This is a genomic window from Neptuniibacter sp. QD57_21, from assembly GCF_047778075.1.
Lineage (GTDB): Bacteria > Pseudomonadota > Gammaproteobacteria > Pseudomonadales > Balneatricaceae > Neptuniibacter.
This window is the reverse complement of sequence record NZ_CP180549.1, coordinates 2,848,388-2,873,260: the sequence shown is the minus strand read 5'-3', so window position 1 is coordinate 2,873,260 and position 24,873 is coordinate 2,848,388. Positions and strand designations below refer to the sequence as shown.

Genomic DNA, 24,873 nt, shown 5'->3' with positions numbered 1-24,873 from the left:
AGCTGGTTTAAGGGGTAAGGGCTAGGTAAAATTCCTGGCCTAACCACTTTTTAGAGACCTTGCCCCCGTGGATCAAATTGTTGAGCTAATTCTTGAATCTGGCCGTTCTGGCTTAGATATGGGGTTGTATATCCTACTGCCGATCATGGTTGTGATGTTGTCACTCATGAAGCTATTAGAGGCGAAAGGTGTACTTTGCTGGATCTCTAATATGTTGGCCCCAGTTTCTCGCATCTTTGGTATTCCAGGCCTAGGTGTATTGGCGATGTTAAAGCTACTGTTTGTCAGCTTTATCGCACCTTTAGCCACCTTAACTTTAATGGATAAAAACGGTACTTCGCGCCGTTATATCGCAGCTACATTAGCGATGGTGTTAGCCATGTCACAAGCTAATGCGACTTTTCCGCTAAGCGCTGTGGGTTTGGATTTAGGAGTGACCTTGCTTACCTCTGTTGTGGGAGGCTTAGCCGCTGCAGCGTTTACCTATTATCTTTTAACGCGAAACCTGACTGATCCAGATACTCAAGAAACAGAGATAGCAGCGGAAGCTGGCAGTAAAAAGTCGGTTATGCAGTTACTTGGCGAGGGTGGTAAAGAGGGGATGAAGCTTGTTCTCGATATGCTACCCATGCTGATTTTAGCGATCTGCTTCGTCAATATCTTAAAGGTAACTGGAGCGATCGGTTTGTTAAGCTCGGCACTAGCACCTGCTTTGGGTTTGATCGGTTTACCTGAAGCCACAGTGCTTCCATTGGTGACTAAGTTTATTGCTGGTGGCACGGCCTTTATGGGCGTGACAATCGATTTGGTCAATCAGGGCTTAATCACCGTCAATGAGCTAAACCGTATGGCCGGTTTTGCAACCAACCCACTTGATGTTCTCGGTGTCGCTATCTTTGCAGCTGCTGGCAAACGTATTGGGCAAGTCATTAGATATGCCGTATACGGTGGTTTATTTGGTATGACAGTTAGGGGAATCATGCACCTGATTATTTTCTAAATCAGGTCCACTTTTTTAGCGGTTCAGGACAAGTTGCGGACCTATCTTGCCCGCTGGAATGGTGTGTTTTGCAAATACGCCGTAGATATGTCCACAGCTGTCACAATAAGCGACTTGGAACCAGGCATGGCTGTCTTTGGCTTGTTCGGTACTGTCTTTAGAGACAATGTGTTCAATACCTTCTACCTTACATTCTGGACATTTTGGTTCAGCCATTTCGCTTATCCTTATTAGTTTTGAGCGTTTGTACTTTGGAACCTGCGAATAAGTCTAATACTTTCTCAGTGGGTTATAAAACGACCAGATACACGAAAGCCAGTGCAGCGAAATGTCTAGACCTTTTCAAGCTGGCTGACAAAGTAGATGGTCGTTTTAGACCCCACCCTTTGGGGCTTTCAGAGCAACTGAATCACTTTGTTAATGATTTTCGACAGGCAACCAGCATGCCTGTAATCATTTCCTCGTGCTTCAATTGCTCTGTAAGCCTGTACCCAAGGGGCATAGCAAAGTCGTATAAGACTTGTTCTTAGGTTCCTTAGTTATCCAGAAACGCTAAAGGTTCCATAAAATTCAGGCAGATACGAAGATCTGCCTGAATTAGGAAAGTTTGAACTATTAAAGCTCAACATTCATCGCGGTAGAACCACGAATCGCTTTCTCTTTAGCTTCTGTCACGCTGTTGTCACGCGCTAGTACCACACCCATACGGCGTTGACCTGTTACTTCAGGCTTGCCGAATAAACGTAGTTGAGTGTTAGGCTCTGCAAGTACCTGCTGAAGGTTACCAAAACGTGCTTGTTTGGATTCACCTTCAACCAAAATAACACTGGATGCAGAAGGGCCGTGGAAATGAATATTCGGGATTGGCAAACCTAGAATTGCACGTGCATGTAGCGCAAATTCGGATAGATCTTGAGAGATCATCGTTACCATGCCAGTGTCATGTGGGCGAGGAGATACTTCACTGAAGTAAACGTGATCGCCTTTGATGAACAGCTCAACACCAAAGATGCCGTGACCGCCAAGTGCTGCTGTAACTTTCTCTGCGATATCTTTAGAGACTTCCAGCGCTTTGTCGCTCATCTCTTGTGGTTGCCAAGATTGGCGGTAGTCACCACCCACTTGAACGTGACCAATTGGTTCACAGAAGCTTGTTTGGCTATCGTGACGAACAGTGAGAAGCGTGATTTCATAATCGAAATCAACGAAGCCTTCGACAATCACTTTACCTTTACCAGCGCGACCGCCTTCTTGAGCATATTGCCAAGCTGCTTCTACTTCGTCTTCTGATTTAATCGTGCTTTGGCCTTTACCAGAAGAGCTCATGATCGGTTTTACAACACATGGAATCCCCACGTTTGTAATCGCGTCTTTGTACTCTTCGTAGGTTTCAGCAAACTGGTATGGAGACGTTGGAATATCCAATTCTTCAGCAGCTAAACGACGGATCCCTTCACGGTTCATTGTCAGTTGAGCTGCACGAGCTGTAGGTACAACGTTGAAGCCTTCGTTTTCTAGCTCAACCAGTGTATCTGTCGCGATCGCTTCGATCTCTGGAACGATAAGATCTGGCTTCTCTTCTTCGATCACTTTACGAAGTGCTTCGCCATCTAGCATGGAGATAACGTGGCTACGGTGAGCTACCTGCATTCCTGGCGCATTTGGGTAGCGATCTACAACGATAACCTCCGCTCCCAAACGCTGTAATTCGATGACAACTTCTTTACCTAGTTCGCCACCACCACACATTAATACACGGGTAGCTGAAGTTGATAAAGGGGTCCCTATGTGCAGCATTGTCCAATCCTCTGCGTGAAAAAATTTCAAGCATTATACGGTGCAAATCGCGCTAATCACCAGCAGAAAAAAGGGTATAAACTATACTCTAAAAGTGTTGTTTTTAGGGTTAAGGGTCATGAGAAGGCTAGTGTTTCTCGCCCCTACGGTGTCACAAGTAAATTCTGTTGTGGCTGACTTTCTGGCGGTTGGGATCGAAGACGAATCTATTCACTTTATAGCTGAAGACGCATCTCTAATCGAGAAAATATCAGCGCGCGCCGCGACCGACATAGAAACAACCGAACGTGAAAATGATCTAGATTGGGGCATGGTTGCAGGAGGCAGTTTTGGCCTCGCAGCTGGCCTTGTGGCAACCACAGTGTTAGGTCCGGTTGGCTCAGTAGTCAGCGGTGGCACAGTGGTCATAAGTAGCATCCTTGGAATAGGTTTAGGAGGATGGCTCGGAAAGCTGGTTGGTGAAGACACTCCGGTACATTTGCTGGCAAAGTATAAGCATGCTTTACAGCAAGGGGGTGTGCTAGTCATGGTGGATATTCCCGCAGAGCGAATGACGGAAACTCATAAGTTGATACGGCAGCATTGCCCTAAAGCGTTAGTCGAGATTATTCACCTGCACTGGGATCATCAACAGGCTGCATGACATAGATAGACCTTTTGCCTGAGAAGGCCGATTAGTCGGAGTATCCATCCGGCAGAAAGGGGCGATACCGTTCATGGTATCGCCCCTTGTTATTTAAGGCTCAGAGACTCTCGCCATTATTTTTTTAGATTTCTTTCATATAACAGCGTTTATGCTATTTCTTAAATAGGGAAGGAGAAGGAGATGTATTATGTCCAGAGGTCACGCACGATATCAGGAGAGACATCACGGTTTATCGTTATTTGGCAAAGATCTGGTGCGCCGTTGTAGTTCTCATTGTGAGTTATGTAATGCGCAAGGCGTGAAATTAGGCATATTTGAGGTGCCGCCTATTTTGACGGAGCCGAACTTTGAACATTGCATCATGATTTGTGATGTTTGCACGCAACAGATTGAGCGCCCTAAAATACGTGATAATAATCACTGGCGCTGCCTTAACAGTTCTATTTGGAGCCCTGTGCCTGCTGTAAAAGTGATGGCGATTGCTATGTTGCAAAACATTGCTCAGCAGGAACGTTGGGCAGTTGAGCTGCTTGAGCAGGTATATTTAGAGCCTGATGAACAAACATGGTTAGAGGAAATTGATATCCCCTAATTGCTAATCAGTATCTATTTCGCCACACAGACTGTTAGGGAATTGTTTCCGAATATCTTCCACAGATAACTTGTTTGCTAACAGATAATGAAGCTTGCAGAAGGCTGCTTCTAAGGTCATCTCTCCCCCAGAAATAACACCGATCTCATTTAAAGCTTCGCTGCAGGCATATTGTCCTTGGAGAATATCCGCTTGTAAGCACTGGCTGATATTAACGATAACAATCCCATTTTCGTGAGCTTTATGCAAAGCGCTCAATAACGCTTTGTTGCTATCGGGTAGATTACCAACGCCGTAGCTTCTAAGGATAATTGCTTTTAATCCTTCACTTTCGAGAAGGCTAGATGCTAGTTGTCCACAGATACCGGGATAGATCGGCAAGATAGACACCGCTTTAGGATCAAACGGTGGCGAGATGAAATTCTCTTTCTCTGTAGGAAAAAAGAGCCTGTTGTGCAACTCAATATGCAAACCGATCTGACCAAGCCAAGGAAAATTAGGGCTATCGAACGCATCTAGCCCGGTAGCTTTCACTTTACTAGCGCGGTTTCCGCGTAAAAGTCTTCCGCTAAAGTAGATGCAAACTTCATTAATGGGATGAAATGCCGCCAAAATCATCGATGTGATTAGATTATCTAGCGCATCATTCCGTAATTCAGACAGAGGAATTTGCGAACCTGTAAAGATCACAGGCTTGTTTAACCCCTGAAGTATAAATGACAGCATAGAGGCACTGTAAGCCATGGTGTCAGTGCCATGCAGGACGATAAAACCATCATATTTTTCATAGTGTTGGATAACCAAATCAGCGATCTTGCTCCAGTGTGATGGTTCAAGGTTAGCGCTATCGATGAGCGGGTTTAGTTCAATCATCTCAAAATCAGGCAGGGCTGAATGGTGAGAGTGTGCTAGTCTGCTGCGAATGACATCTTCAAATCCACTCATAGGGACATAGCCTTTATCAGAGGCTTGCATGCCGATGGTGCCGCCAGTATAGATGAGTAGAACGTTTTGACTCATTTCCAATCTCCAGAATTAACCCGTTATATATACGTTGAACGGTGGAAGATTAAAAGCGGTTCAATCGGATTTTTGGCTTCGATCATTAGGGGTGAGATAGCGAGATTGGTTGATTAATTTGGAGATATCGCGAGAAGGAAGCGGTTTACTAAAGTAAAATCCTTGTAGCTCATCACAGGTTTGCGTGAGCAGGAAACCTCGTTGTTGTTGAGTTTCGACACCTTCAGCAATGATCTGGAGTTTGAGGCTGCGTGCCATTGTGATAATCGCTTGGGTTATCTCTGCGCTTTCCGCATTTTTATCCAAATCGCGGACAAAGCTTTGATCGATTTTGATGCGATCCAAAGGAAACTGTTTCAAATAGCTTAAGGAGGAGTAGCCCGTACCGAAGTCATCTATAGCAATCTGTACGCCCATCTCTTTTAAATGGTTAAGCGTAGAGATAGTTTCTTGATGGTCTTCCATTAAGGCTGTTTCTGTTAACTCGACTTCAAGTAGCTGTGGAGATAGTTGAGTCTGTTGCAGTATACGCTCAATTTTTTCGATAAGTTTTTCGTCACGGAACTGCACAGCCGACAAATTGACGGCGATACGTATCGGCTTGTCATTTTGCCAATTCCATGCGGCTGCTTGGTGGCAGGCGGTTTCCATAACCCATTCACCAATGTCGATGATCAATCCGCTTTTCTCAGCGATTGGGATAAATACTGCTGGGGATATAGGTCCACGCCTTGGGTGATTCCAACGTAATAAGGCTTCTAGGCCGATAACTTGTCCGGTTAAGCTTAACACTTGAGGTTGGTAATAAACTTCAAATTGATCCTGACTTAAAGCCTGATGGAGATCGGCAACTAACGACGACTCATCAAGGATTTGTTGTTTCAGGCTGGTGGAATAAAAACAGAGTTCCCGTTTAGGGTTTGATTTTGCTTTCTGCATAGCTGTATAGGCGTTATTGATTAGAGTGTCGCATTCGTTGCCATCTTGGGAATACAGACTGATGCCGATAGACGGTTTAAAGAAGAAATGTTGATCTTGCAGTTGAAAGGGTAGGCGAAGTAGCTGTAGTAATCGGCGGCCAATTTGCTCTGCATTACTTTGATCAGCCTGCTTTGGCAACATCACTGCAAACTCGATCCCACCTAAGCGCGCCACAGGGTAATGGAAACCTACAGCGGTTTTTATTTGCTGAGCTGCTATATTTAGTGCGCTATCACCTGCCGAGATACTCAGTCGGTTATTTACCTCTTTAATACCGCTCAGTTGTATAACTAGAAAAGCAATGATTTCAGCTTCTTGCGCTTCAGCGATCGCAGTATCAAGCTGGCTTTTTATCATCTCGCGATTAGGTAGGTGAGTAATCGGATCAAAATTCAGCTGTTGATATACTTCTTTGTTTAGCTTTGTGATCTGTCGCTGTGAGGCGTTATAGCGTTTCCAGCTAAGAAGAATAAAGAATAAAATTTGTAGAGCTAGCGCATTGGTAGGTGCAAACCATAGCTTTAGCTCATTAAATAAGGTGATGGTTAGGCCAATGGTTACTGCAATGGCAAAGAGTATGCTTAGTGGGTAATAACGTCGCGGCAATAGATGCATAAAAGGTAAAACAGTAAGTGCAAGTCCCAGCGTTATAAGTAGATTGACAGTAGGTGTGAGTTCAAATAAAAATCGTCTATCCATTAGAGCCGCTGCAATATTGGCATTTAATTCAACGCCCGGCATTCGCTGATGTTGTCCTGAGACTGGTGTGCTAAGCGAATCACCCATACCTGATGCAGTGGCTCCAACTAACAGTGTTTTGTTTGCTAGCTCCTCTAGAGCTACTGTACCGTTAAACACATCGATATATGAGTAGCGCTGGATAGTTCCAGGGGGGCCATAAAATGGAATCAAAAAGGGGATCTGGCGAAGCCAGCCTAAGCCCGACGGGGACGCAGATTTTTTAAAAGGGAGATTGGTTTGTGCCTCTTGGGAGCTTTGGTAGAGCGCTAGACCCAAAGTTGGCCAATGAGGATCGCCTAAGCCCGCATAAAGATAAACTCTTCGACTAATGCCATCTACATCTATTTCAGTATCTACATGACCAATGCCATCACTGGGCGCGGCTAAAGTCGGGATAGGTAGTAGCTCTTTGATCCCTTCAGGGGTGTCTGATTTTTCGGGCGCCATAGCTAAAATTACGCGGCCATGTTGGGCGATTGCTCTGGCAAAGTCCTGATCGGCTTCTGGACTGTCTGTTTCAGAAAAGAGAATATCGAAGGCAACGGCTGAGGTATTAGCTTCTGTAAGTTGTGAAAGCAGATCAGCGTGGACACTTCGACTCCAAGGCCAGCGTCCTAATTGAGATAAACTAGCGTCATCTATTGCAATGATTGCGATATTTTCAGGTGGATCATCCGCTTCCTGAGATATCAGGGTGTCGTAAGCAATAAGGTCAACACGTTGGAGTAGGGAGCTATTATAGCCGATCACAATACTGAGAAAGAGTAATCCCAGAATTATCAATTGTTGTAATCGGCGTTTAATCATAACAGCAAAATGGTCAATACAAATGATCCAAATACATAAACCCAACTATCACTCGGAGGAGGGGTAAGCTCCTGAGTTACACCCCAAGCACCTGCATAGCCATCATCGGCCAATGCTCTTACTCGGATGTAGCGATAACCTTCGGGCCGAGGAATAGCTATTTCTGGTTCTGCCACGGTTGTATCTGTAAGGATAGTTGCAAATTTACGATCACGGGCAATTTGTACCTGATAGGTTTGCTCATATTCGCTGGACGCCCATGACAGTTTTACCTCTTGTTCATCTTGTTCTAGCTCAGGCTGAGGGATTGCCGGTATAGGCTTAACATCAAAAACTCGAGTATCGCTGTACGGGCCTTGTTCTCTTTTGCTATCAACACTCGCCAGACGCCAAAAATAGGTTTGTGATTCGACCAAGCCTGTCAGATTTAGGTTGGGTGTGGTTAGGCCTGAATCAGATGTAACAATATTTTGGAAGTTAGCGTCTGTTGCTATCTCTACTACATAGCTTTCAGCATCACTTGAGCGGGTCCATTCTAATAACGGTGTTTGTCCTCTAAGCGTCGCTTTATTCGCTGGCGTCATAGGGAATGGTGGTTGTGGGCGCGCATTCAGAATGATTTCTTGGTTTGTTGCGAAACCTTCAATGCCATCATGATCGATGGCTCTAACTTGTAGATAATAAGTATTGTCTGCGAGGTCTGGCAGATTGATTCGGTTACGAGGGCTGTGACTATCCCATAAAATCGTTGTCATCTGGTCTGATTTTGAAAGCTGCGCGCGGTAATTGGCTGCTTTTGAATTTTCATTCCAGCGAACTTCATAACCCATTTGCTGTATCTCTTCCGGGAGCTCTAGCAGCGTTGGTGCGGGTTGCAGCTTCTTAGGCACCATTGGCGCTTTATTCTTTTCAACGGTTGTACCGAAGCCTGATCTGACTAAACGTGTTCTTTTAGCGCCTTTTACAGCAACTCCGCCTTCAAGCACTTCGATACGTGCCGAATTGCTATCAGCTGAATACGCGGTACGAAACTCAGTGCCTCTGACAGCCGAAATGGCTGCAGGGGTATGGATTTCTAAACGAGCTCCATCACCCCTTTGTGGCTGTGCTACGGTGTCAATTTCTCCCGAGATCAGTTGAACTCGAGAATCGACCATACCTGTTTCACCGTATTGACGTAGGTGATTAAAGCTAACTTGTGAGTTTTGTAACACCAGCATCTCACTACCATCTGCGAAACGGACAATAACACTCGCTTGGTTTCCCGTAAGCAACTGATCGCCCAAGTTAAACTTTGATTTGAGCGTGAGTACCTCTTGGCTATTGTCAGTGTGCTTGATTATTGTGGCATCCCCTTCAATCGCAGTCGCAACGGCAGAGGCTGGTTGAGACTTAACCCAAGCAAGAGGGACCCTAAGTTTGGTGTTTTCGGGAATGCGTTTAGGGTCAGTAATATTGTTAATTTTCTGGAGCTGTTTCCAATAGGACGTTTTGTAGAGATGTTTTTGGCTAAATTCGGACAGAGTGTCCCCTTCTACCACTGAATAAACCCATTCTTGGGCCATCGTATTTGGTGCTACTAATAGCAAGCATGACATTGCTATAGCGCGAGGTAAATTTATAGGGAAATTAGTAGCCATAATCAGAATCCTTTGATTATTTCTGTGCAAATGCTGATCTAGATTAGAACAGAATTTTTTAGTCAGGAGTTAAGTTTGAGTTACATCCCTTTAGCTTATTAAAAAGTATAAGTCATAACGCGATTTTAGAGTGCTTTTCCTGTCATAATGTTTTAATCATGTTAGCTGCTTAATTTCGGTCCGGATAACAGAATGTCTGAAATACCTGAAACTTTATCGACTTCAGCTTTAGCTAAGGCACTCAAGAAAACAACGAAGCAGATGTTTGCTGAGTTAGAAACCTTAGGATGGATTGAGCGTCACGAGGATGCGTGGAAGCTAACGGCCAAGGGTGAGTTTGAAGGTGGTAAGTACCGAGAAAGTCAGAAATTTGGTCGATATATTATTTGGCCAAGAGAGGTTACGGAGCATAAAGCCTTATCTAGTCCTGATGCAGGTTTACTGAGTGTAACTCAATTAAGTAGGCATTTTTCACTGAGCCGTTCTGTCATGGAGCAAGTTCTTCATGAAATGGCTTGGATTCGTGCAAATAAAAAAGGTTGGCAAGTGACCTCTTTAGGTGAGAAAAATGGTGCTTATCAACGGGAAAATGCGTCCACAGGAGTTCCTTATGTCTTATGGTCTGATGCTGTATTGGATCATGAGGTATTAATTGAATGGATAGAAGAAGTTAAAGTTGGTTTAAATAGCCAAGAACTGATCTGTTGCGATGGTCATCTAGTAGCGAATGAAGCAGAACGCCTAATTGATAATTGGTTATATTTATCTGGATTAGCACATGCTTATAAGCGACGTCTCCCGTTAACTGAAAGGATTTTTGCTGATTTTTATCTACCTCAATATCATCTTTATATTGAATATTGGGGGGATCAGGTAACAGCGAGAGAGCTATCTGCTAAGATGCGTAAAAAAGAGCTTCTTAAAGCAAATAATTGTGCCTGTATTGAAATCCAGGATGAAGATTTATTACAGTTAGATGAAGCATTAACTAGGAAGTTACTAAAGCATAATATTGAAATTTGAAGTCTGTTCCTAAGCCTTACGCATCCATGGATGTTTGAGCGTGATCCGAGCCTTATACAGTCTTGCTTAGAAATGCGTCAAAAAACAAAATAAAGGCGTTAAAGAAGTATATCTAATCTATGCTGAAGTGAGGGCTCTTAAGCTGCTGCGGGCTTAATTAGGGAGTTTGATCACTGGTATATATTAAGACAGTGGAATCTGGATGTCAGAAGTGTTCAAAGTTAAACAGCGATTAGCTTTCAGGCTAGCCAAATATTCAGTCGTTATGGCGTTTGTCATTGGCCTAGTTTTGACTTCTGCCCAAGTTTTGGAAGATTTTCACGAGCAAGATAGTCAGTTTGATAAAACCATTAATAAAATCCTTAATGCTAGTAAGCCACCAGCGACCCGTGCAGTACACACTTTAGACCATACACTCGCTAAAGAAGTTGTCTTTGGTTTGATGCAATATTCGTTTATTGCTGAGGTGAAAATTTCGGATGAATTAGGGGAGGTCCTTGCTTCACAAGTAGTACCTGACCCAGTAAAGAAGTCTTCTACGCTTTGGCTAACCGAAAAAATCTCCAGCGCTCATAAAACCTATACTCTAGACCTTCAGGCGCCTGGCTTTGTTGATATAGCACCAGGAAAACTTCAGGTAATTGTCAATAAAGATCAAGCATTTCAGCCATTTTTTGAGCGTGCATTAACGATCTTTGTTGCTGGTTTAGTACGTAATGTGCTGCTAGCAATCTGCCTCATTGCGATTTTTCATGTTGTCTTAACTAAACCTTTAGCCAGGTTGGCGCGTCAGTTTGCAAGTGTTGACCTAAATGATAGTAAAGGGGTCAAACTACAGGTATCTGATGTACATAAAGAGACCGAGTTAGGTCTACTAAATCATGCGGGCAATGAATTTATCTCTACTGTTCACAATTTATTAAATGAATTAAGAGAGAGTCATGAGGCGTTGTCTAAAAGTGAAGACCGTTTAACTCAATTGATCAATCAGGTCCCGCAGTTGATCATGGCAATTAATAAAGATGGCGATATTTTATTTGCGAATCGTCAGTTTGCTGAGTTTTACCAACGGCCAGTGGCGGAAATATCTGGTAATGCTTTGCTCACTCTCCATCCCTATATTGAAGAGGTAGCTGAACTTGAGTCCATTCGTCGCTGTGTTGAGGTACACCAAACCGAAGCGGAAATTAGTGACTTTACTTGGACTCATAAAAGCGGGAAAACTATGCACTATACCGTGCAGGCTGCGCCATTTGAGTATTTTTCTGAACCGGTAGTGTTATTTGCCGCGACAGATATTTCTGAACAGAAGATGGTTCAGGACCATATAAGCCATATGGCAAACCATGACAGTCTGACAGGGCTTCCTAATCGTACTCTGCTCAATGACCGTTTAGAGCTCTCTTTAGCGAATAGTCAGCGTAATGGTAAATGTAATGGTTTGTTATTTATCGATTTGGATCACTTTAAAACGATTAATGACTCTTTAGGGCACAGTGTCGGGGATCAGTTACTGAAAAAGGTAGCGGATATTTTGACTAAACAAGTACGAGCCAGTGATACGGTAGCGCGATTAGGCGGAGATGAATTTGTTATCCTTCTGCAGTCCTTTGATGGCAATGAAGCTGAAGTCACACAAGATATCGAACATGTATGTGAAAAGCTGTTAGAACTTTTGGCGGAACCTATAGAGGTTAAACAGCATCAGCTGCGTATCGGTGCGAGTATAGGTATTGTGCTTTATCCGCTTGCTGATAAGGGTATTGATGACCTAATGCGTTTTGCTGATACTGCTATGTATCATGCAAAGGAGAGTGGCCGTAATGGATACGCGTTTTATCACCATAATATGACCGCGGCTGTTGAAAAACAGCAGAATATGGAGAGCCAATTACATTCGGCACTAGAACGAGAAGAGTTTTGTGTTCATTACCAGCCTTTGGTTGATGTAAGCGGTGAGGTATTTGGCTTCGAGGCATTGATTCGTTGGCAGCACCCCGAACGTGGCTTAGTTCCACCGATAGAGTTTATTCCTAGTTTGGAAGTCAGTGGCATGATCGTTCCGGTGAGTAATTGGCTGATAGGTGAATGCTCAAGACAGATTGTGGAGTGGAAGAAAAGCGGTTTTTGGCGAGAAGGTTGGTACTTATCGATCAATATCAGTCCACTACAGTTCTATCAGGCAGATATGATTCCTGCATTAAAAGAGGCAATTACACAGGCTGGCGCAGATGTTAAAAATATCTGTTTAGAGATTACGGAAACGGTAGCTGTAGAGAATATTGAGTTTGCCGTTAGCCGCTTACAAAAAATTAGAGATTTAGGTATCAAGATAGCCCTAGATGATTTTGGTACAGGGTACTCATCATTGAGTTATCTAAAAGATCTACCAATTGATATAGTGAAGATCGATCGATCCTTTGTGCAGGAGCTGGGAGTAAACAGCAAAAGTCAATGTATTGTCGAAGCTGTGATCAATATAGCTAAAGCTTATAACCTCCGCGTTATTGCGGAAGGCGTGGAAACAAAAGAACAGTTAATCATGGCAAATAAAGTTGGCTGCCATGTTTTTCAAGGGTTCTATATTGAGAGGCCGCAGCCTCCAAATAGTCTTTGTGGCTCTTATTTAAAAGACTCGGTTGAAAGTTAAGACCTTGGCTTGGAACTTTATTGGTATAAAGACCTCTATAGAATGACCCTCGTTTTTACGTTAGAGTGGCTCCAAATTGAGACTGGATAATTCAATGCAAACAGCTTACCCCATGAGCAAACAGAGCAAAGTGATAGCGGCTATTAGCCTGCTATTTTTTGTATTGTATTGCTCCGTTGGCGTTTGTACCAATCTATTTGGCAGCTCAGTAGATAGTTCGTCATCTGGAAGCGTATCAATGAGTTCTGCTGTGTCGGGCGCAGATCAAGCCGATCACAGTATGCACATGGGTATGTCGTCGGATCAGCCTGTCGATAATGCATCCTTAGCTCATTGTGATGGTCAGCCCCAAAGTTGTGACTGGAGCATCAATCCAGTTGTTGATCCTGTAGCGGATGCAATTCCTGATATGACCTTCTTCTTGCAATACCTGTTATCAGGTGTTGTTCTGTTGTTCAGTTTTCTGCTAGCAACGGCACATAAGCTTTCTTACGGCTATTCCTTTGTAAGAGAACGATGTCGTTTTTCCGGTGTACCGAGGCTACACCTGCAACAGGCTGTGTTCTTAAATTAATTACCTGACCCTTTTTATATCGGTTACCGCCTATTTTGGTGGTGTTTTGATGTATCAACGGGACAGGATCTATGCGTTTATCCCCATTATTTATCATTAGTCTGCTGACTTTCAGCAGCATTTCTCAAGCAGAATTGAGTTTGGATTCTACTATTCAGAATGCTCTTAGTTCTGATCATTGGAATCAAAGCAGTATCTATCAGGAGCAGGCGCTGCATGCTAAAGCGATTGCGAGCGCTCAATTGCCTGATCCAAGATTAAGGCTTGGGTTGGCAAATTTGCCAACAGATAGTTTTGATTTTCAACAAGAGAACATGACCCAGCTACAGCTAGGTGTCTCACAACAATTTCCTCGAGGCCAAAGCTTGGAGTTGTCACAACAGCAGTGGCAGCAAAAAGCGGCGAAAAGTCTGCTACAACGCCAACTCCGTGCAGCTAGTGTGAAACTTAATGTCTCTCAGGCATGGCTAAAACTGCATCAATCAAAAGCGCAGTTGGCCCATTTCAAAGCTAAACAGCATATTTTTAATGAACTGGTAGCAGTGAGTCGGGCTAATTACCGCTCGGGTAAAGCCTTACGTCATGAGGTGTTGGATGCTGAAGTAAAACTTACGCAACTGAAAGACCGCATGCTGCAGTTAGAACAGATGATTCAGGTTCAAAAAGGAGCCTTACAGCAGTGGTTAACGGTTGAATCTTTTGATCAATCTATCGCTACCGGTTTTGATCTAGATTTACTTTTTTCAGGCAAGATTACACAGACAGAGCAAGATCGATCGATCTTAAAACATCCTCAGATTCAGATTCTGAAACAGAACATTGTGATTGAGGATAAAGCGGTTGATCTAGCGGATCAGGCTTATAAACCTGCATTCAAACTCGATGCAAATTATGGTTATCGCGCTGATCATGAAAATGGTCGTGATCGAGCGGATCTGTTTAGTGTCGCTGTGACCATGGATCTGCCGCTGTTCCCTGAAAAGCGTCAAGATCAACATCGCCGTGCTGCAGTACAGCTGCGGGAAGCCAGTAAAGCGATTTACCTACTTAAAGCGCGTGAGTTAAGAGCCGAATTAGTCATCGCTAAGGCTAATCTACAAGGCTATGAACAGCGCTTAGCCATCTACAACCAAGCCTACTTAAAGCAGTTAGCAGCCAAACGAAAATCGGCCTTGCGTGCTTACGCATCAGCGGAGTCTGGTTTTAAAGCTGTATCTATCGCAGCTATGGAAGAGCTCGAAGCTCAACAGCAACAGATTCTCCTTGAACATCAGGTAGCAATGGCGACAGCAAAGATTAATTTTTACTTTGCAGGAGAAGACCCAACGGTGATTAACAACGCTCATCCAGCTCAAGGAGGTATGAACAATGAATAAGGCTGTTTTAACACTCGGAGCTTTGTTAGTTGGGACTTCGGCCGGCTACTTTCTGTCGCAGCAAAAAAGCGATAGCGCTGATTCCTCAGCCCCCGCAAATGATCAGCCTCTATATTGGGTTGCACCGATGGATCCAAACTATAAACGCGATAAGCCAGGTCTCTCTCCTATGGGGATGGATTTAGTACCTGTTTATGAAGAGGATCTAGCGGGTGGTGATTCACCGGGGACAATTTCAATCTCCCCAGAGGTTGAAAACAATCTTTCTGTACGCACGGAAGCGGTTTTGTTTAGTCCGTTGCAAGCGCAGTTAAAAACCGTGGGTTATGTCGGGGTTGATCAGGAGAGAGTGACCGATATCCATTCACGTATTGCTGGTTGGGTTGAGCAGGTTAAGGTCAGCGTCAAAGGTGAATATGTTGAAAAGGGATCGCTACTGTACGAGGTGTATTCCCCTGAATTGGTGAATGCTCAGGAAGAGTATTTAGCAGCTCTACGCAGTGGTAATCGCTTTTTACGTAAAGCCAGTGAAAGTAAATTGGTCGCGCTGGGCGTCTCGAAAACAGTGTTATCAACCTTAAATAAACAGCGTCAGCCTCTACAAAAATTACCTGTTTATGCGCCTGTATCAGGTTATATCGACCAGATCTCGTTGCGTAAAGGTACTTATATTAAGCCTAATAGCCGTTTATTGACGATCGCGCCTTTAGATCAAGTTTGGGTGACCGCAGAACTATTTGAACGCCAAGGCAGCGCAGTACAGAAGGGCGATGTGGCCGAAATGACCTTAGCGTTTATGCCAGGGGAAATCTGGCGTGGGCAGGTCGATTATGTTTACCCGACGGTTAATCAAAAAACGCGAACGTTGAATGTCCGCTTACGTTTCGATAACCCTGACCTGCTGCTTAAACCGGATATGTTTGCTCAAATTTCTATCCAGTCGGCACCGACCAAACCTATGCTGAATGTGTCAGATACAGCCGTCATCAAAACCGGCGATCAAGATCGTATTGTTCTGGCTTTAGGAGAGGGTAAATATAAATCGGTTGAAGTTAAAACCGGTCCAAGTATGACTGGACGAACTGCAATTCTTCAGGGCTTATTCCCAGAAGATAGAGTCGTTACATCGGCTCAGTTTATGCTCGATTCCGAGTCCAGTATCAGTTCTGATTTCTTACGCCTGACACCACCGGCCATGGGGCTGATTGATGAAGTGTGGGTTGGCGCAACAGTTGAAGAGATCGATCTTGAATTACGCCTCTTAACGATTAGACATGAAGCGATTCGAGAGTGGAAACAGGATGCTATGTTGATGCAGGTTAAAGCTGATGAATCCTTAGATTTAGAGGCTTTACGTAATGCTGGCTCGGTACAAATCCGTTTACGCGGTGCCAATATGAGCGACTTGCAGCTAACGGATTTTATATTGCCGCGTCCTAAAGCCCCAGAAAGTATCCCTGGGGGTAAACTATGATCAAAGGGATAATTTATTGGTCGATACACAATCGTTTTTTTGTTCTGCTGACGACGGTGATTTTAATTGGTTGGGGGGCTTATGCAGTCAAAAATACACCGATCGATGCAATTCCAGACCTCTCCGATGTTCAGGTAATTATTAAAACTAGTTATCCCGGCCAAGCACCACAAGTGGTGGAGGATCAGGTCACTTATCCACTGACGACGGCGATGTTGTCGGTACCCGGCGCAAAAACAGTTCGTGGCTTCTCTTTCTTTGGGGATTCATACGTTTATGTGATTTTTGACGAAGGCACCGATCTCTATTGGGCGCGTAGCCGAGTATTAGAGTATCTCAGCCAAGTTAGCTCCTCTTTACCTGATAGTGCCAAACCGCAGCTTGGACCTGATGCTACAGGGGTGGGCTGGGTCTACCTCTATGCATTGGTCGATCGCACGGGACAGCATGATTTAGCCCAGCTGCGCAGTATTCAGGATTGGTTTTTAAAGTATGAGTTGCAGACGGTATCGGGGGTCTCAGAAGTCGCTCCCATCGGTGGCATGGTCAAGCAATATCAAGTCAAAGTAGATCCGGAAAAACTACGCGCTTTCGATGTACCGCTATCGCATATCAATCTGGCGATTAAACGCGCAAACCAAGAGAGCGGTGCCTCGGTCATTGAGATGGCCGAAGCCGAATATATGGTCAGAGCGAGTGGCTATTTAGATGGCTTGGAAGCAATTAAAAATATTCCACTGGGTGCTACCCCTCAAGGCACGCCGCTATTACTGCAAGACCTCGCTGATGTGACAATCGGGCCTCAGATGCGCCGCGGTATTGCTGAACTTGATGGTGAAGGCGAAGTTGTTGGTGGTGTGGTTGTGATGCGCTTCGGCGAAAACGCGCAGGCAACGATTGAGGGAGTCAAAGCTAAGTTAGAAGAGCTCAAACGTAGCCTACCTGAAGGTGTAGAGGTCGTCACAGTGTACGACCGCTCAGGTTTGATAGATCGAGCAGTGGATAACTTATTTGAAAAACTCGTAGAAGAGTTTGTCGTAGTTATCATTGTCTGTGCACTGTTTCTGTTCCATTTCCGCTCCTCGTTGGTGGTTATTATCAGTCTACCTATTGGGATTTTGGCGGCGTTTATCGTCATGTATTACCAAGGGATCAATGCCAACATCATGTCTTTGGGTGGGATCGCCATAGCAATCGGGGCCATGGTAGATGGTGCCATTGTGCTCATCGAGAATGTGCATAAACACATTGAGCGTCGACCGTTAACAGATGAAAACCGCTGGCAGGTTATCGCGGAGGCGTCTGCTGAGGTTGGACCAGCACTCTTTTTCAGTCTGTTGATTATTACTATGAGCTTTATCCCTGTGTTTGCTTTGGAAGCACAAGAGGGGCGAATGTTTTCGCCTTTGGCTTATACCAAAACTTATGCAATGGCCGCAGCAGCGGGATTTGCAATTACCTTAGTACCGGTTCTGATGGGGTACTGTATCCGCGGTAACGTGCTTCCAGAAAGTAAGAACCCGGTTAATCGTATTCTCCAAGCGATCTACGTGCCGGTGATTCGTTTAGTTCTAAATTGGCCTAAGTTCACCGTTGTTGTTGCGTTAACGGTTACGGTGATTGGCTTTTGGCCTGTGAATAAAATAGGTAGCGAATTTATACCGCCTCTGGATGAAGGCGATCTGATGTATATGCCAACAACTTACCCCGGTATCTCAATTGGTAAGGCGCGAGAGCTACTGCAGCAAACGGATAAGTTGATTCGTACGGTGCCTGAAGTTGAGCGTGTATTTGGTAAAATTGGACGTGCAGAAACCGCGACAGACCCCGCGCCGCTGACCATGATTGAAACCTTTATCACGTTGAAACCACGAGATCAGTGGCGTGAGGGGATGACCACCGAAAAGCTTACCAAAGAGTTGGATAAGATCGTCAAATTGCCGGGACTGACCAATGCTTGGGTGATGCCGATTAAAACCCGTATCGATATGCTAGCGACAGGGATTAAAACTCCAGTCGGTTTAAAGGTTGCCGGGCCTGACCTTAAAGTAATTGAAGATATAGGTAAGCAACTAGAACAGGTGCTGGAGGATGTTGAGGGCACCTCATCTGTTTATTCCGAGCGTGTTGCGGGTGGGCGTTACGTTAAGGTCGATATCCAACGTCAAAAAGCAGCGCGATATGGTCTTAATATTGCCGATATTCAGTTAGTGATTACTAGTGCTATTGGGGGCAGAAATGTTGGCGAGACCGTCGAAGGTTTAGAACGCTATCCGATCAATGTGCGTTATCCACAAGCTTACCGCGATTCGGTAGAACAACTGCGTTTGTTACCACTGGTCACACCGACAGGCGCGCGTATCGCTTTGGCGGATGTTGCTGATATTTGGATAGAGGCTGGGCCTCCAGGGATTAAAAGTGAAAATGCTCGGCCTAATGGCTGGACCTATGTCGATATTGAGGGACGAGACTTAGGTTCTTATGTCGCTGATGCGCAAAAGATCGTGGCTGAGCAAGTCCAGTTGCCAGCTGGTTATTCGATTAACTGGTCGGGGCAGTATGAATATCTACTCCGTGCGAAAGAGCGTCTGACTTATGTAATCCCTCTGACCTTAGCCATCATTGTGGTTCTTCTCTATCTTAGCTTTCGCCGATTTGCAGAAGTAGCAATGATTTTAGGGACACTACCATTAGCGCTGATAGGCGGGATTTGGATGCTTTATCTAAACCAGTTCAATTTCTCTGTTGCCGTTGGCGTAGGCTTTATCGCTTTGGCGGGTGTAGCGGTCGAGATAGGTGTCATATTACTGGTCTATCTCAATCAGGCCTACGAAGAAAAGTGTCGAGAGATGCCAGAAGGCCTTACCCTTCAAGCTTTGCAGGACTCCATAACTGAGGGCGCTGGTAAGCGAGTCAGACCAATTCTGATGACAGTTGCCACGGTGATCGCAGGCTTGTTACCGATTATGTACGGAGATGGAACTGGCGCTGAAATCATGCAAAGAATCGCGGCACCGATGGTTGGCGGTATGGCGAGTGCTTTAGTGTTAACGCTGATTCTGTTACCGGCCGTTTATTATCTGTGGCGAAAGCAAGGCTTAAAACACTAGAAAGGATATTTTAAGGAACCTATAGAAAATCGTTCACACATCCATATTGTGTGTTCGATTTTTTTGGGTGGGTAAACATTGGTCTATAAAATTTGTTTAGACAACTTTGAATAACTGATCGAAGTTTGCCAGTTTCAAAATTCGAAGTGCCGTTTCTGAAGGGCGAACTAGGGTCACTACACCATTAATATTTTCCGCATGCTCCTTGGCGATTAGGAGCATACCCAAAGCAGAGCTATCAATGTATTTAGTAGATGACAAATTGATTGCAATATTGGTTCTAGGTGTTTTGATATCTCTGTATGCATCTCTAAAAGCTTTGTGAATTGAGTAATCAAACCGTTCACCTATTGAGATGGTTAATTCTTGGGTGTCCTGATTTAAATGGGACTGAATCATGTGTTAGCTCCGACTACAGCGTTTACAGAAAGCTAATTATTGAGTGTTTGCACAATATTGAAACACAGAGGGAAATTACAAACCCGATTCAAATCAATAAACTAAGAATTAATCGATTTGAACGAAAAAGTTGAGTAGGTCTACAGTCGAAATGTGTTGCTATAGTTTGGTTCGCAATGGTAACAAGGGGATAATTTCAAAACTGATGTCAGTTTCTAAAGTGCTTGAATGGACCGGTGATTATCAAAAAATACCGAACCGGCTCTTAGCCTAATGAGGGGTTGAGAGGTTATCTAGCTCTCCAATGCAAAAGCAGGATTTACCTTTAGCTTTCGCTTCGAGCATTAACATATCAGCCGCTTTTAATAGCTCATCACGGCTTTCATTGTTGTGGCGGGATACCGCAATACCAATACTCACACCTAGTTGGCATTGTGTGCCTTTTAAGGATAATGGGTGTTTTAGGTTATCGATAATTCGGTTGGCGATCTCTTCCAGTTGATTCTGGTTTTTTGGGTTATGGATCATCAACACAAATTCATCCCCGCCAATTCTTGCTAAGGTGTCATTTTGGCGTAGCATTTGACTAAGACGGTGACTCACAAGCATCAATGCCTCATCGCCAGCTTCATGGCCTAAGTCATCATTGATCGGTTTGAAGTTATCTAGATCGAGATAGAACAGTGCCAGTGAGGTTTTCTCTTTACGGGCCTGATGAAGGGATCGCTCCAATTCTTGAATAAAGTGACGGCGATTATATAAACCGGTGAGAGGGTCATGCTCCGCCATGTGCCTGATTTTGTTTTCAGCGTTAGTACGTTTTAACTGCGAGCGAGTATAAAGGTAGGTACCTACGCCTGTGACCAGCGCCAACAGAGCACTGATGATGATCATCAAGTTAAGTCGTTCTAAACTCTTTTGCGCAACAAGTTGTTTGTCTATAAAAGTGATCAGTAACCATTCGGGCCAATCACCGCTATTTTGTTCAAACTGTTGAATTCGATCATCCTGACTGAGTAAAACTCGGTGGTAAACGAAAAAGCCTTCATCCTGCTCTAAAGCGCCCATCTGGTTATTTGAAACAAGCAGCCATAGTTCTGGGTTAATCGTAGCAAGAGTGGGATAGCTATTCTTCTGCATAAAAGCCCATAGCTTCTCTTCAGATTCACCATGGAGCCAATAACCATCTTGATTTAGCATCATTATCTTGCCTAAGCTCAACGCTTGAGCATCTTCTAAATGCTGGATTAGATGGCTTGCATTGAGGTTAATAATGATCAATCCCATTAGGTTTTGTAATGGGTCTTTTACTGGGGTCGCGATACGCGTAATAGGTTTGTGAGGGATCTCGATCTTCCCGTGTTCAACATTGAGGTCTAACGGCGAAATGTAAACTTTGCCATGATCGAGCTTACCTGTTTCGGGAACGTAATAGCGGTTTACTTTATTTTGTAGATCCCGTTTAGGCACAATTTCGGTTTGTTGTTGTCCTCTATTGATACGTACTTGTTCTCGACCTTTTTCATCAATAAAGCGAATTTGATCGTAACTATGTTTGATATCAACAATATTCCTAAACTCTAATTGAACTTCGGTTACTGCGTTTTCATTACCAGAGAGGTGTCTTACAAAGTCTGGTTGTGAAGCGAGAGTACGAGTATCTAAAACCGTTTCGGCCATTCGGTAACTTAAGGCTTTATCAATCAAAACGAGCTGTTCTGCTTCATTTTTGATGATCTTATCTTTTAGGGCTGTGGACTGTGTTTGATAGACGTTTATTAGAAACAGCAATAAAAGTACAACCCCAAACAGATAGGAGGTTGTATAACGAATCTCTATTTTGTTTAAAAAATTGGTTAACGCAGTTGTATGGGGGTAGAGCACGTAAATATAGACCGCAACTGAGCTAATAAGTGCAAAAGCCAGAGACTTTAAATCAAACAGTAGGCTATTGTTTAAATGTTCTAGACTGATAATAGATTGCGCTAGAGCTAATGATAGTTCTATCCCAAAAACACTGAGACCTACTTGAAGAAACAGCCATTCCCTAACTTTTTCGGAAGGTTGAATCTGACGATAATAAGCAAAGATAAATTTGAGAATGATCAGCGAAGCAAGCGCAAGAATAGATGCGTTAGCCCCTGCTTCGAACCAGTAATATTCGGCATTTAAGTTTAATGACGCGATAAGCTTAGATGCGATGCTCTCGGTTAATAACAACGAAAAAAATAAAATGATAACCGGCATCATTGCTGGGAATTCTCGGATAATAGGGGTAAGTCATACTAAAGGGTTGGCAGATACTATCAAAAGGTTTGATTAAAAACTAGACAGTGAAACTGGGTGATTTGAATGCCGTTTTGACCCCAGTCATACTCGTTTTTTTGAAAGGTGTTAGACTTTAGTTGGGTGCTGCTAAGCAGTGTAGATTACTGTTAATTTTGATAGAGAATGTGTCCGTTGGTTAAACTAAAAAGTAGTCGTTTAATTTGGATCTCAATTTGTATCATCTTGTTATGCCCAGCGGCGGTCGCTGTGGTTGCATTGTCTTACGATGGGGTAATTCCAAAAATCACTGAAGTAGAATTTTTGGATGTAGCAGGAGAACTTTTGTTATTAGTTCTTGTTCAATTCTGGATTGTTACAATCGCTTATGCGGGACTGCAATTTAGAACCTATATCTATTTACTCTGTGGTTTTGGCATCATAACCATGGCCAATACAGCTGACTTACTAGATGAATTTATTTTCGATCATGCCGGCACGTTAAAATTAATAGAAAATGCGGCTTATCCTATAGGGATGATGCTTGCGACAATTGGTTTGTTTAAATTAAGTCAGGACTACAGGGACTTACTCCAACAGGTTCATAAAGATCGCGATGACTGGCGCAGTAAGGCCAATCATGATCAATTAACGGGTCTTCTAAACAGGCGTTACTTTTTTGAAATGATGCCTAAGGTTATGGATACTTCTTGGGATAATGAGTGTGATCCAGTTCCTGCGTTGCTGATGTTAGATATCGACTTCTTTAAATCAGTAAATGATAAGTTTGGTCATGATAAAGGTGACCTGTTGCTGGCAGCAGTTGGTAAGTCTATCAGCCAATTTTGTCGGCATGATGATGCGGGGTTTCGCTTAGGCGGAGAAGAGTTTGGCGTACTGTTAACAGGCGCAGATGAGGATCGAGTGCTAGAAGCGGCTCAACGTTTAAGGCAACGTTTAAACAGTATCCATATCAAAACAGAACAGGGAGAGCTGGTCTCGCGTACCGTGAGTATTGGTGTGAGTTTTTTGCATACTACAGATTCGCTCGATAGCTGGATGAAGAAGGCTGATAGTGCCTTATATCAAGCAAAAGAGCAGGGACGAAATCGAGTGGTGATCGCCTAACTCTTTGATGGTTATCTTTGACAATAAGCGCTTACAAACGTTGTAAGCGTTTTTGTAATAACTCTCCAAATAACTTCGTTGCTGGCCCTGCATAATCTCCTTCCGCGTAGATCATATTTAGCTGAACACTTTTCTTAGCACCGGCATTTAGAGGGAGCGGTTTGAGTAGCCCTTGTTCTAGTTCCTTTTCGATTTTAAGGCTTGGATACCAAGCATAACCTAAGCCACGGCAGGCAGCGGCGATTGAGGTGGTAAAGTTGCTTAGGGTGAGGCGCTGTTCAGCACCAAGCCAACCTGAATCTACATCTCTGCTACCTGAGTCCCTAATCACTAATTGACGATGAAGGCGTAAGTCTTTGTGATCTAAAGTGCGTTTAAGTTGATGAAGAGGATGTTCTGGGGTCGCTACAGCTATAAAGCTGATATCTAAAATAGGGTCGCCCATAAAACCTGGAGGTATGCGTGATCCAATTACTATATCAGCTTCTTTTCTAAGTAAGGCTTCATCAGTGCCACTTAACACGGTTTCGATAAACTCGATTCGGGTCAGGGGGCTCTGTTCTGTAAATTCAGCAATCACATCTAGCATGAGCCATTCTGGAAATAGGGCATCCATAGCGATGCGAATATCCGGCTCCCAGCCCTCTGCAAACTGCTTCGCTAAGTTTTCCATCTGTTGTGCTTCTTCCACTAAAACCCGTGCCCTGCGATAGAGGGATTTTCCTGCGGCAGTTAAAACTGCTTTGCGACCTTCAACCTTGAAAGCTTGCACGTTCAGTGTGCTCTCTAGCTTTTGAATCGCGTAGCTGATGGAGGATTGGCTTTTGTTCATCGCTTCAGCAGCACTCGCGTAGCTGCCATTTTCGACCACCGCGATGAGGCTTTGCCATTGTTCCAGAGTAACTTGAGGCATTATGTATCTAATTTTTCGATTGAATTGAGCAAATTATAGCTATTTTTAATCGTTTAATTAAATAGGAGAATGGTTCCATCAGTTACAGAGACAGATCTGTAAGAACGAAAGAACAGATTTTTAAGGTGAATTCGATGGCTACATTACTACATATTAAATCCAGCATTTTTGGTAACGGCGGTAAATCAAGTCAGTTGGCTGACAAGTTTATTGAGCAGTGGTTAGAGAAGCACCCACAGGGTCAAGTGATTGTCCGTGATCTGGTTGCCGAAGATGTTCCGCATCTGGATGCGACTGTTATGACGGCATTATCTACACCGGCCGATGAGCGCAGTGCAGAACAGCAAGCGATTGTTGCTCGTTCAGATCTATTTATTACTGAATTAAAAGCTGCTGATGAGATTGTGATGGGCGTGCCAATGTATAACTTTGGCGTACCGACGCAGATGAAAGCTTATTTCGATTTGATTGCTCGTGCAGGAGTGACATTTAAATATACCGAGCAGGGACCGGTTGGTTTGATTGCTAGTAAACCCGTTTACCTATTGGCTACACGTGGTGGTCTATATCGTGATCAGGGCCATGACTTTCAGATCCCTTTTGTGCAGCAGTTCCTTAACTTTATCGGCCTAAGTGAGAGTGAGGTAATTTATGCTGAGGGGCTAAGCATGGGTGATTTAGCCGAAAGCTCTTTAGCTAAAGCTAACCAGCAGATTGCTGCTATCCACTAATTAAGG

19 protein-coding genes are annotated in these 24,873 nt (G+C 44.0%); 11 read left to right on the top strand and 8 right to left on the bottom strand.

The features are described 5' to 3' along the window. Positions 1–67 precede the first annotated feature (67 nt). Positions 68–1,000, top strand: coding sequence for a nucleoside recognition family protein (locus tag ACMXYS_RS12955; RefSeq protein ID WP_415896780.1), 933 nt, complete (start codon positions 68–70; stop codon positions 998–1,000). 15 nt (positions 1,001–1,015) lie between these two features. On the opposite strand, the gene ACMXYS_RS12950 is transcribed toward ACMXYS_RS12955, so the two are convergent. After that, positions 1,016–1,216 carry a transcriptional regulator gene (locus ACMXYS_RS12950; protein WP_415882068.1) on the bottom strand — a complete coding sequence of 67 codons (201 nt, stop codon included), beginning with the start codon at positions 1,214–1,216 and terminating at the stop codon, positions 1,016–1,018. A gap of 399 nt (positions 1,217–1,615) precedes the next feature. Next, positions 1,616–2,797: a formate-dependent phosphoribosylglycinamide formyltransferase gene (gene purT / locus ACMXYS_RS12945; protein WP_415896779.1), complete on the bottom strand. Its 1,182-nt coding sequence runs from the start codon at positions 2,795–2,797 to the stop codon at positions 1,616–1,618. 118 nt (positions 2,798–2,915) lie between these two features. Between purT and ACMXYS_RS12940 the strand changes: the two genes are divergently transcribed. After that, on the top strand, positions 2,916–3,440 hold the full coding sequence (locus tag ACMXYS_RS12940) for a hypothetical protein (protein ID WP_415896778.1): 525 nt from the start codon (positions 2,916–2,918) through the stop codon (positions 3,438–3,440). Between the two features lie 190 nt (positions 3,441–3,630). Further along, complete coding sequence (locus tag ACMXYS_RS12935) at positions 3,631–4,035, top strand: phnA protein (RefSeq protein WP_415882065.1); 405 nt, start codon at positions 3,631–3,633, stop codon at positions 4,033–4,035. Positions 4,036–4,038: 3 nt separating this feature from the next. On the opposite strand, the gene ansA is transcribed toward ACMXYS_RS12935, so the two are convergent. Genes ansA through ACMXYS_RS12920 form a run of 3 tightly spaced genes read right to left on the bottom strand, consistent with a single transcriptional unit; the run spans position 4,039 to position 9,224 of the window. Beyond that, positions 4,039–5,055, bottom strand: coding sequence for an asparaginase (gene ansA / locus ACMXYS_RS12930; RefSeq protein WP_415882064.1), 1,017 nt, complete (start codon positions 5,053–5,055; stop codon positions 4,039–4,041). A 60-nt stretch (positions 5,056–5,115) separates the two neighbouring features. Continuing rightward, the gene (locus ACMXYS_RS12925; protein ID WP_415896777.1) at positions 5,116–7,584 is read right to left on the bottom strand and encodes an EAL domain-containing protein; all 2,469 of its coding nucleotides are present in this window, start codon (positions 7,582–7,584) and stop codon (positions 5,116–5,118) included. Further along, on the bottom strand, positions 7,581–9,224 hold the full coding sequence (locus ACMXYS_RS12920) for a FecR domain-containing protein (RefSeq protein WP_415896776.1): 1,644 nt from the start codon (positions 9,222–9,224) through the stop codon (positions 7,581–7,583). The genes ACMXYS_RS12925 and ACMXYS_RS12920 overlap by 4 nt, the downstream gene beginning before the upstream one ends. 192 nt (positions 9,225–9,416) lie before the next feature. Between ACMXYS_RS12920 and ACMXYS_RS12915 the strand changes: the two genes are divergently transcribed. The 6 genes from ACMXYS_RS12915 to ACMXYS_RS12890 all read left to right on the top strand — a co-directional run bounded on the left by ACMXYS_RS12915 (position 9,417) and on the right by ACMXYS_RS12890 (position 19,431). Beyond that, positions 9,417–10,247 carry a hypothetical protein gene (locus ACMXYS_RS12915; protein WP_415896775.1) on the top strand — a complete coding sequence of 277 codons (831 nt, stop codon included), beginning with the start codon at positions 9,417–9,419 and terminating at the stop codon, positions 10,245–10,247. Positions 10,248–10,449: 202 nt separating this feature from the next. Next, a complete protein-coding gene (locus ACMXYS_RS12910) occupies positions 10,450–12,897 on the top strand; it encodes a putative bifunctional diguanylate cyclase/phosphodiesterase (RefSeq protein ID WP_415896774.1) in 2,448 nt (815 codons plus the stop codon). Positions 12,898–13,135: 238 nt separating this feature from the next. Continuing rightward, complete coding sequence (locus tag ACMXYS_RS12905; protein ID WP_415896773.1) at positions 13,136–13,471, top strand: hypothetical protein; 336 nt, start codon at positions 13,136–13,138, stop codon at positions 13,469–13,471. A gap of 71 nt (positions 13,472–13,542) precedes the next feature. Further along, positions 13,543–14,847, top strand: a complete 1,305-nt coding sequence (locus ACMXYS_RS12900; RefSeq protein WP_415896772.1) for a TolC family protein — start codon at positions 13,543–13,545, stop codon at positions 14,845–14,847. Further along, entirely contained in the window at positions 14,840–16,321 is a 1,482-nt protein-coding gene (locus ACMXYS_RS12895; protein WP_415896771.1) for an efflux RND transporter periplasmic adaptor subunit, read from the top strand. The genes ACMXYS_RS12900 and ACMXYS_RS12895 overlap by 8 nt, the downstream gene beginning before the upstream one ends. Next, positions 16,318–19,431, top strand: coding sequence for an efflux RND transporter permease subunit (locus ACMXYS_RS12890; protein WP_415896770.1), 3,114 nt, complete (start codon positions 16,318–16,320; stop codon positions 19,429–19,431). Before ACMXYS_RS12895 ends, ACMXYS_RS12890 begins: the two co-directional genes overlap by 4 nt. Positions 19,432–19,527: 96 nt before the next feature. Here ACMXYS_RS12890 and ACMXYS_RS12885 read toward each other — a convergent pair whose 3' ends face one another. After that, positions 19,528–19,830 (bottom strand): STAS domain-containing protein, encoded by a 303-nt coding sequence (locus ACMXYS_RS12885; RefSeq protein ID WP_415882055.1) that lies wholly within the window; start codon positions 19,828–19,830, stop codon positions 19,528–19,530. A gap of 270 nt (positions 19,831–20,100) precedes the next feature. Next, complete coding sequence (locus ACMXYS_RS12880) at positions 20,101–22,080, bottom strand: diguanylate cyclase domain-containing protein (RefSeq protein WP_415896769.1); 1,980 nt, start codon at positions 22,078–22,080, stop codon at positions 20,101–20,103. A 210-nt stretch (positions 22,081–22,290) separates the two neighbouring features. Here ACMXYS_RS12880 and ACMXYS_RS12875 point away from each other — a divergent pair, with 210 nt between their 5' ends. Continuing rightward, positions 22,291–23,223 (top strand): GGDEF domain-containing protein, encoded by a 933-nt coding sequence (locus ACMXYS_RS12875; RefSeq protein ID WP_415896768.1) that lies wholly within the window; start codon positions 22,291–22,293, stop codon positions 23,221–23,223. A 31-nt stretch (positions 23,224–23,254) separates the two neighbouring features. On the opposite strand, the gene ACMXYS_RS12870 is transcribed toward ACMXYS_RS12875, so the two are convergent. Continuing rightward, positions 23,255–24,136 (bottom strand): LysR family transcriptional regulator, encoded by an 882-nt coding sequence (locus ACMXYS_RS12870; RefSeq protein WP_415896767.1) that lies wholly within the window; start codon positions 24,134–24,136, stop codon positions 23,255–23,257. A gap of 134 nt (positions 24,137–24,270) precedes the next feature. Here ACMXYS_RS12870 and ACMXYS_RS12865 point away from each other — a divergent pair, with 134 nt between their 5' ends. Then, on the top strand, positions 24,271–24,867 hold the full coding sequence (locus tag ACMXYS_RS12865; RefSeq protein WP_415896766.1) for an FMN-dependent NADH-azoreductase: 597 nt from the start codon (positions 24,271–24,273) through the stop codon (positions 24,865–24,867). The last annotated feature ends 6 nt before the right edge of the window (positions 24,868–24,873 follow it).

Bases quoted from the DNA above. Each gene is read 5' to 3' on its own strand.
- ACMXYS_RS12950 (WP_415882068.1), bottom strand. From the start codon at position 1,216: ATGGCTGAACCAAAATGTCCAGAATGTAAGGTAGAAGGTATTGAACAC.
- purT (WP_415896779.1), bottom strand. From the start codon at position 2,797: ATGCTGCACATAGGGACCCCTTTATCAACTTCAGCTACCCGTGTATTA.
- ACMXYS_RS12940 (WP_415896778.1), top strand. From the start codon at position 2,916: ATGAGAAGGCTAGTGTTTCTCGCCCCTACGGTGTCACAAGTAAATTCT.
- ACMXYS_RS12935 (WP_415882065.1), top strand. From the start codon at position 3,631: ATGTCCAGAGGTCACGCACGATATCAGGAGAGACATCACGGTTTATCG.
- ansA (WP_415882064.1), bottom strand. From the start codon at position 5,055: ATGAGTCAAAACGTTCTACTCATCTATACTGGCGGCACCATCGGCATG.
- ACMXYS_RS12925 (WP_415896777.1), bottom strand. From the start codon at position 7,584: ATGATTAAACGCCGATTACAACAATTGATAATTCTGGGATTACTCTTT.
- ACMXYS_RS12920 (WP_415896776.1), bottom strand. From the start codon at position 9,224: ATGGCTACTAATTTCCCTATAAATTTACCTCGCGCTATAGCAATGTCA.
- ACMXYS_RS12915 (WP_415896775.1), top strand. From the start codon at position 9,417: ATGTCTGAAATACCTGAAACTTTATCGACTTCAGCTTTAGCTAAGGCA.
- ACMXYS_RS12910 (WP_415896774.1), top strand. From the start codon at position 10,450: ATGTCAGAAGTGTTCAAAGTTAAACAGCGATTAGCTTTCAGGCTAGCC.
- ACMXYS_RS12905 (WP_415896773.1), top strand. From the start codon at position 13,136: ATGAGTTCTGCTGTGTCGGGCGCAGATCAAGCCGATCACAGTATGCAC.
- ACMXYS_RS12900 (WP_415896772.1), top strand. From the start codon at position 13,543: ATGCGTTTATCCCCATTATTTATCATTAGTCTGCTGACTTTCAGCAGC.
- ACMXYS_RS12895 (WP_415896771.1), top strand. From the start codon at position 14,840: ATGAATAAGGCTGTTTTAACACTCGGAGCTTTGTTAGTTGGGACTTCG.
- ACMXYS_RS12890 (WP_415896770.1), top strand. From the start codon at position 16,318: ATGATCAAAGGGATAATTTATTGGTCGATACACAATCGTTTTTTTGTT.
- ACMXYS_RS12885 (WP_415882055.1), bottom strand. From the start codon at position 19,830: ATGATTCAGTCCCATTTAAATCAGGACACCCAAGAATTAACCATCTCA.
- ACMXYS_RS12880 (WP_415896769.1), bottom strand. From the start codon at position 22,080: ATGATGCCGGTTATCATTTTATTTTTTTCGTTGTTATTAACCGAGAGC.
- ACMXYS_RS12870 (WP_415896767.1), bottom strand. From the start codon at position 24,136: ATGCCTCAAGTTACTCTGGAACAATGGCAAAGCCTCATCGCGGTGGTC.
- ACMXYS_RS12865 (WP_415896766.1), top strand. From the start codon at position 24,271: ATGGCTACATTACTACATATTAAATCCAGCATTTTTGGTAACGGCGGT.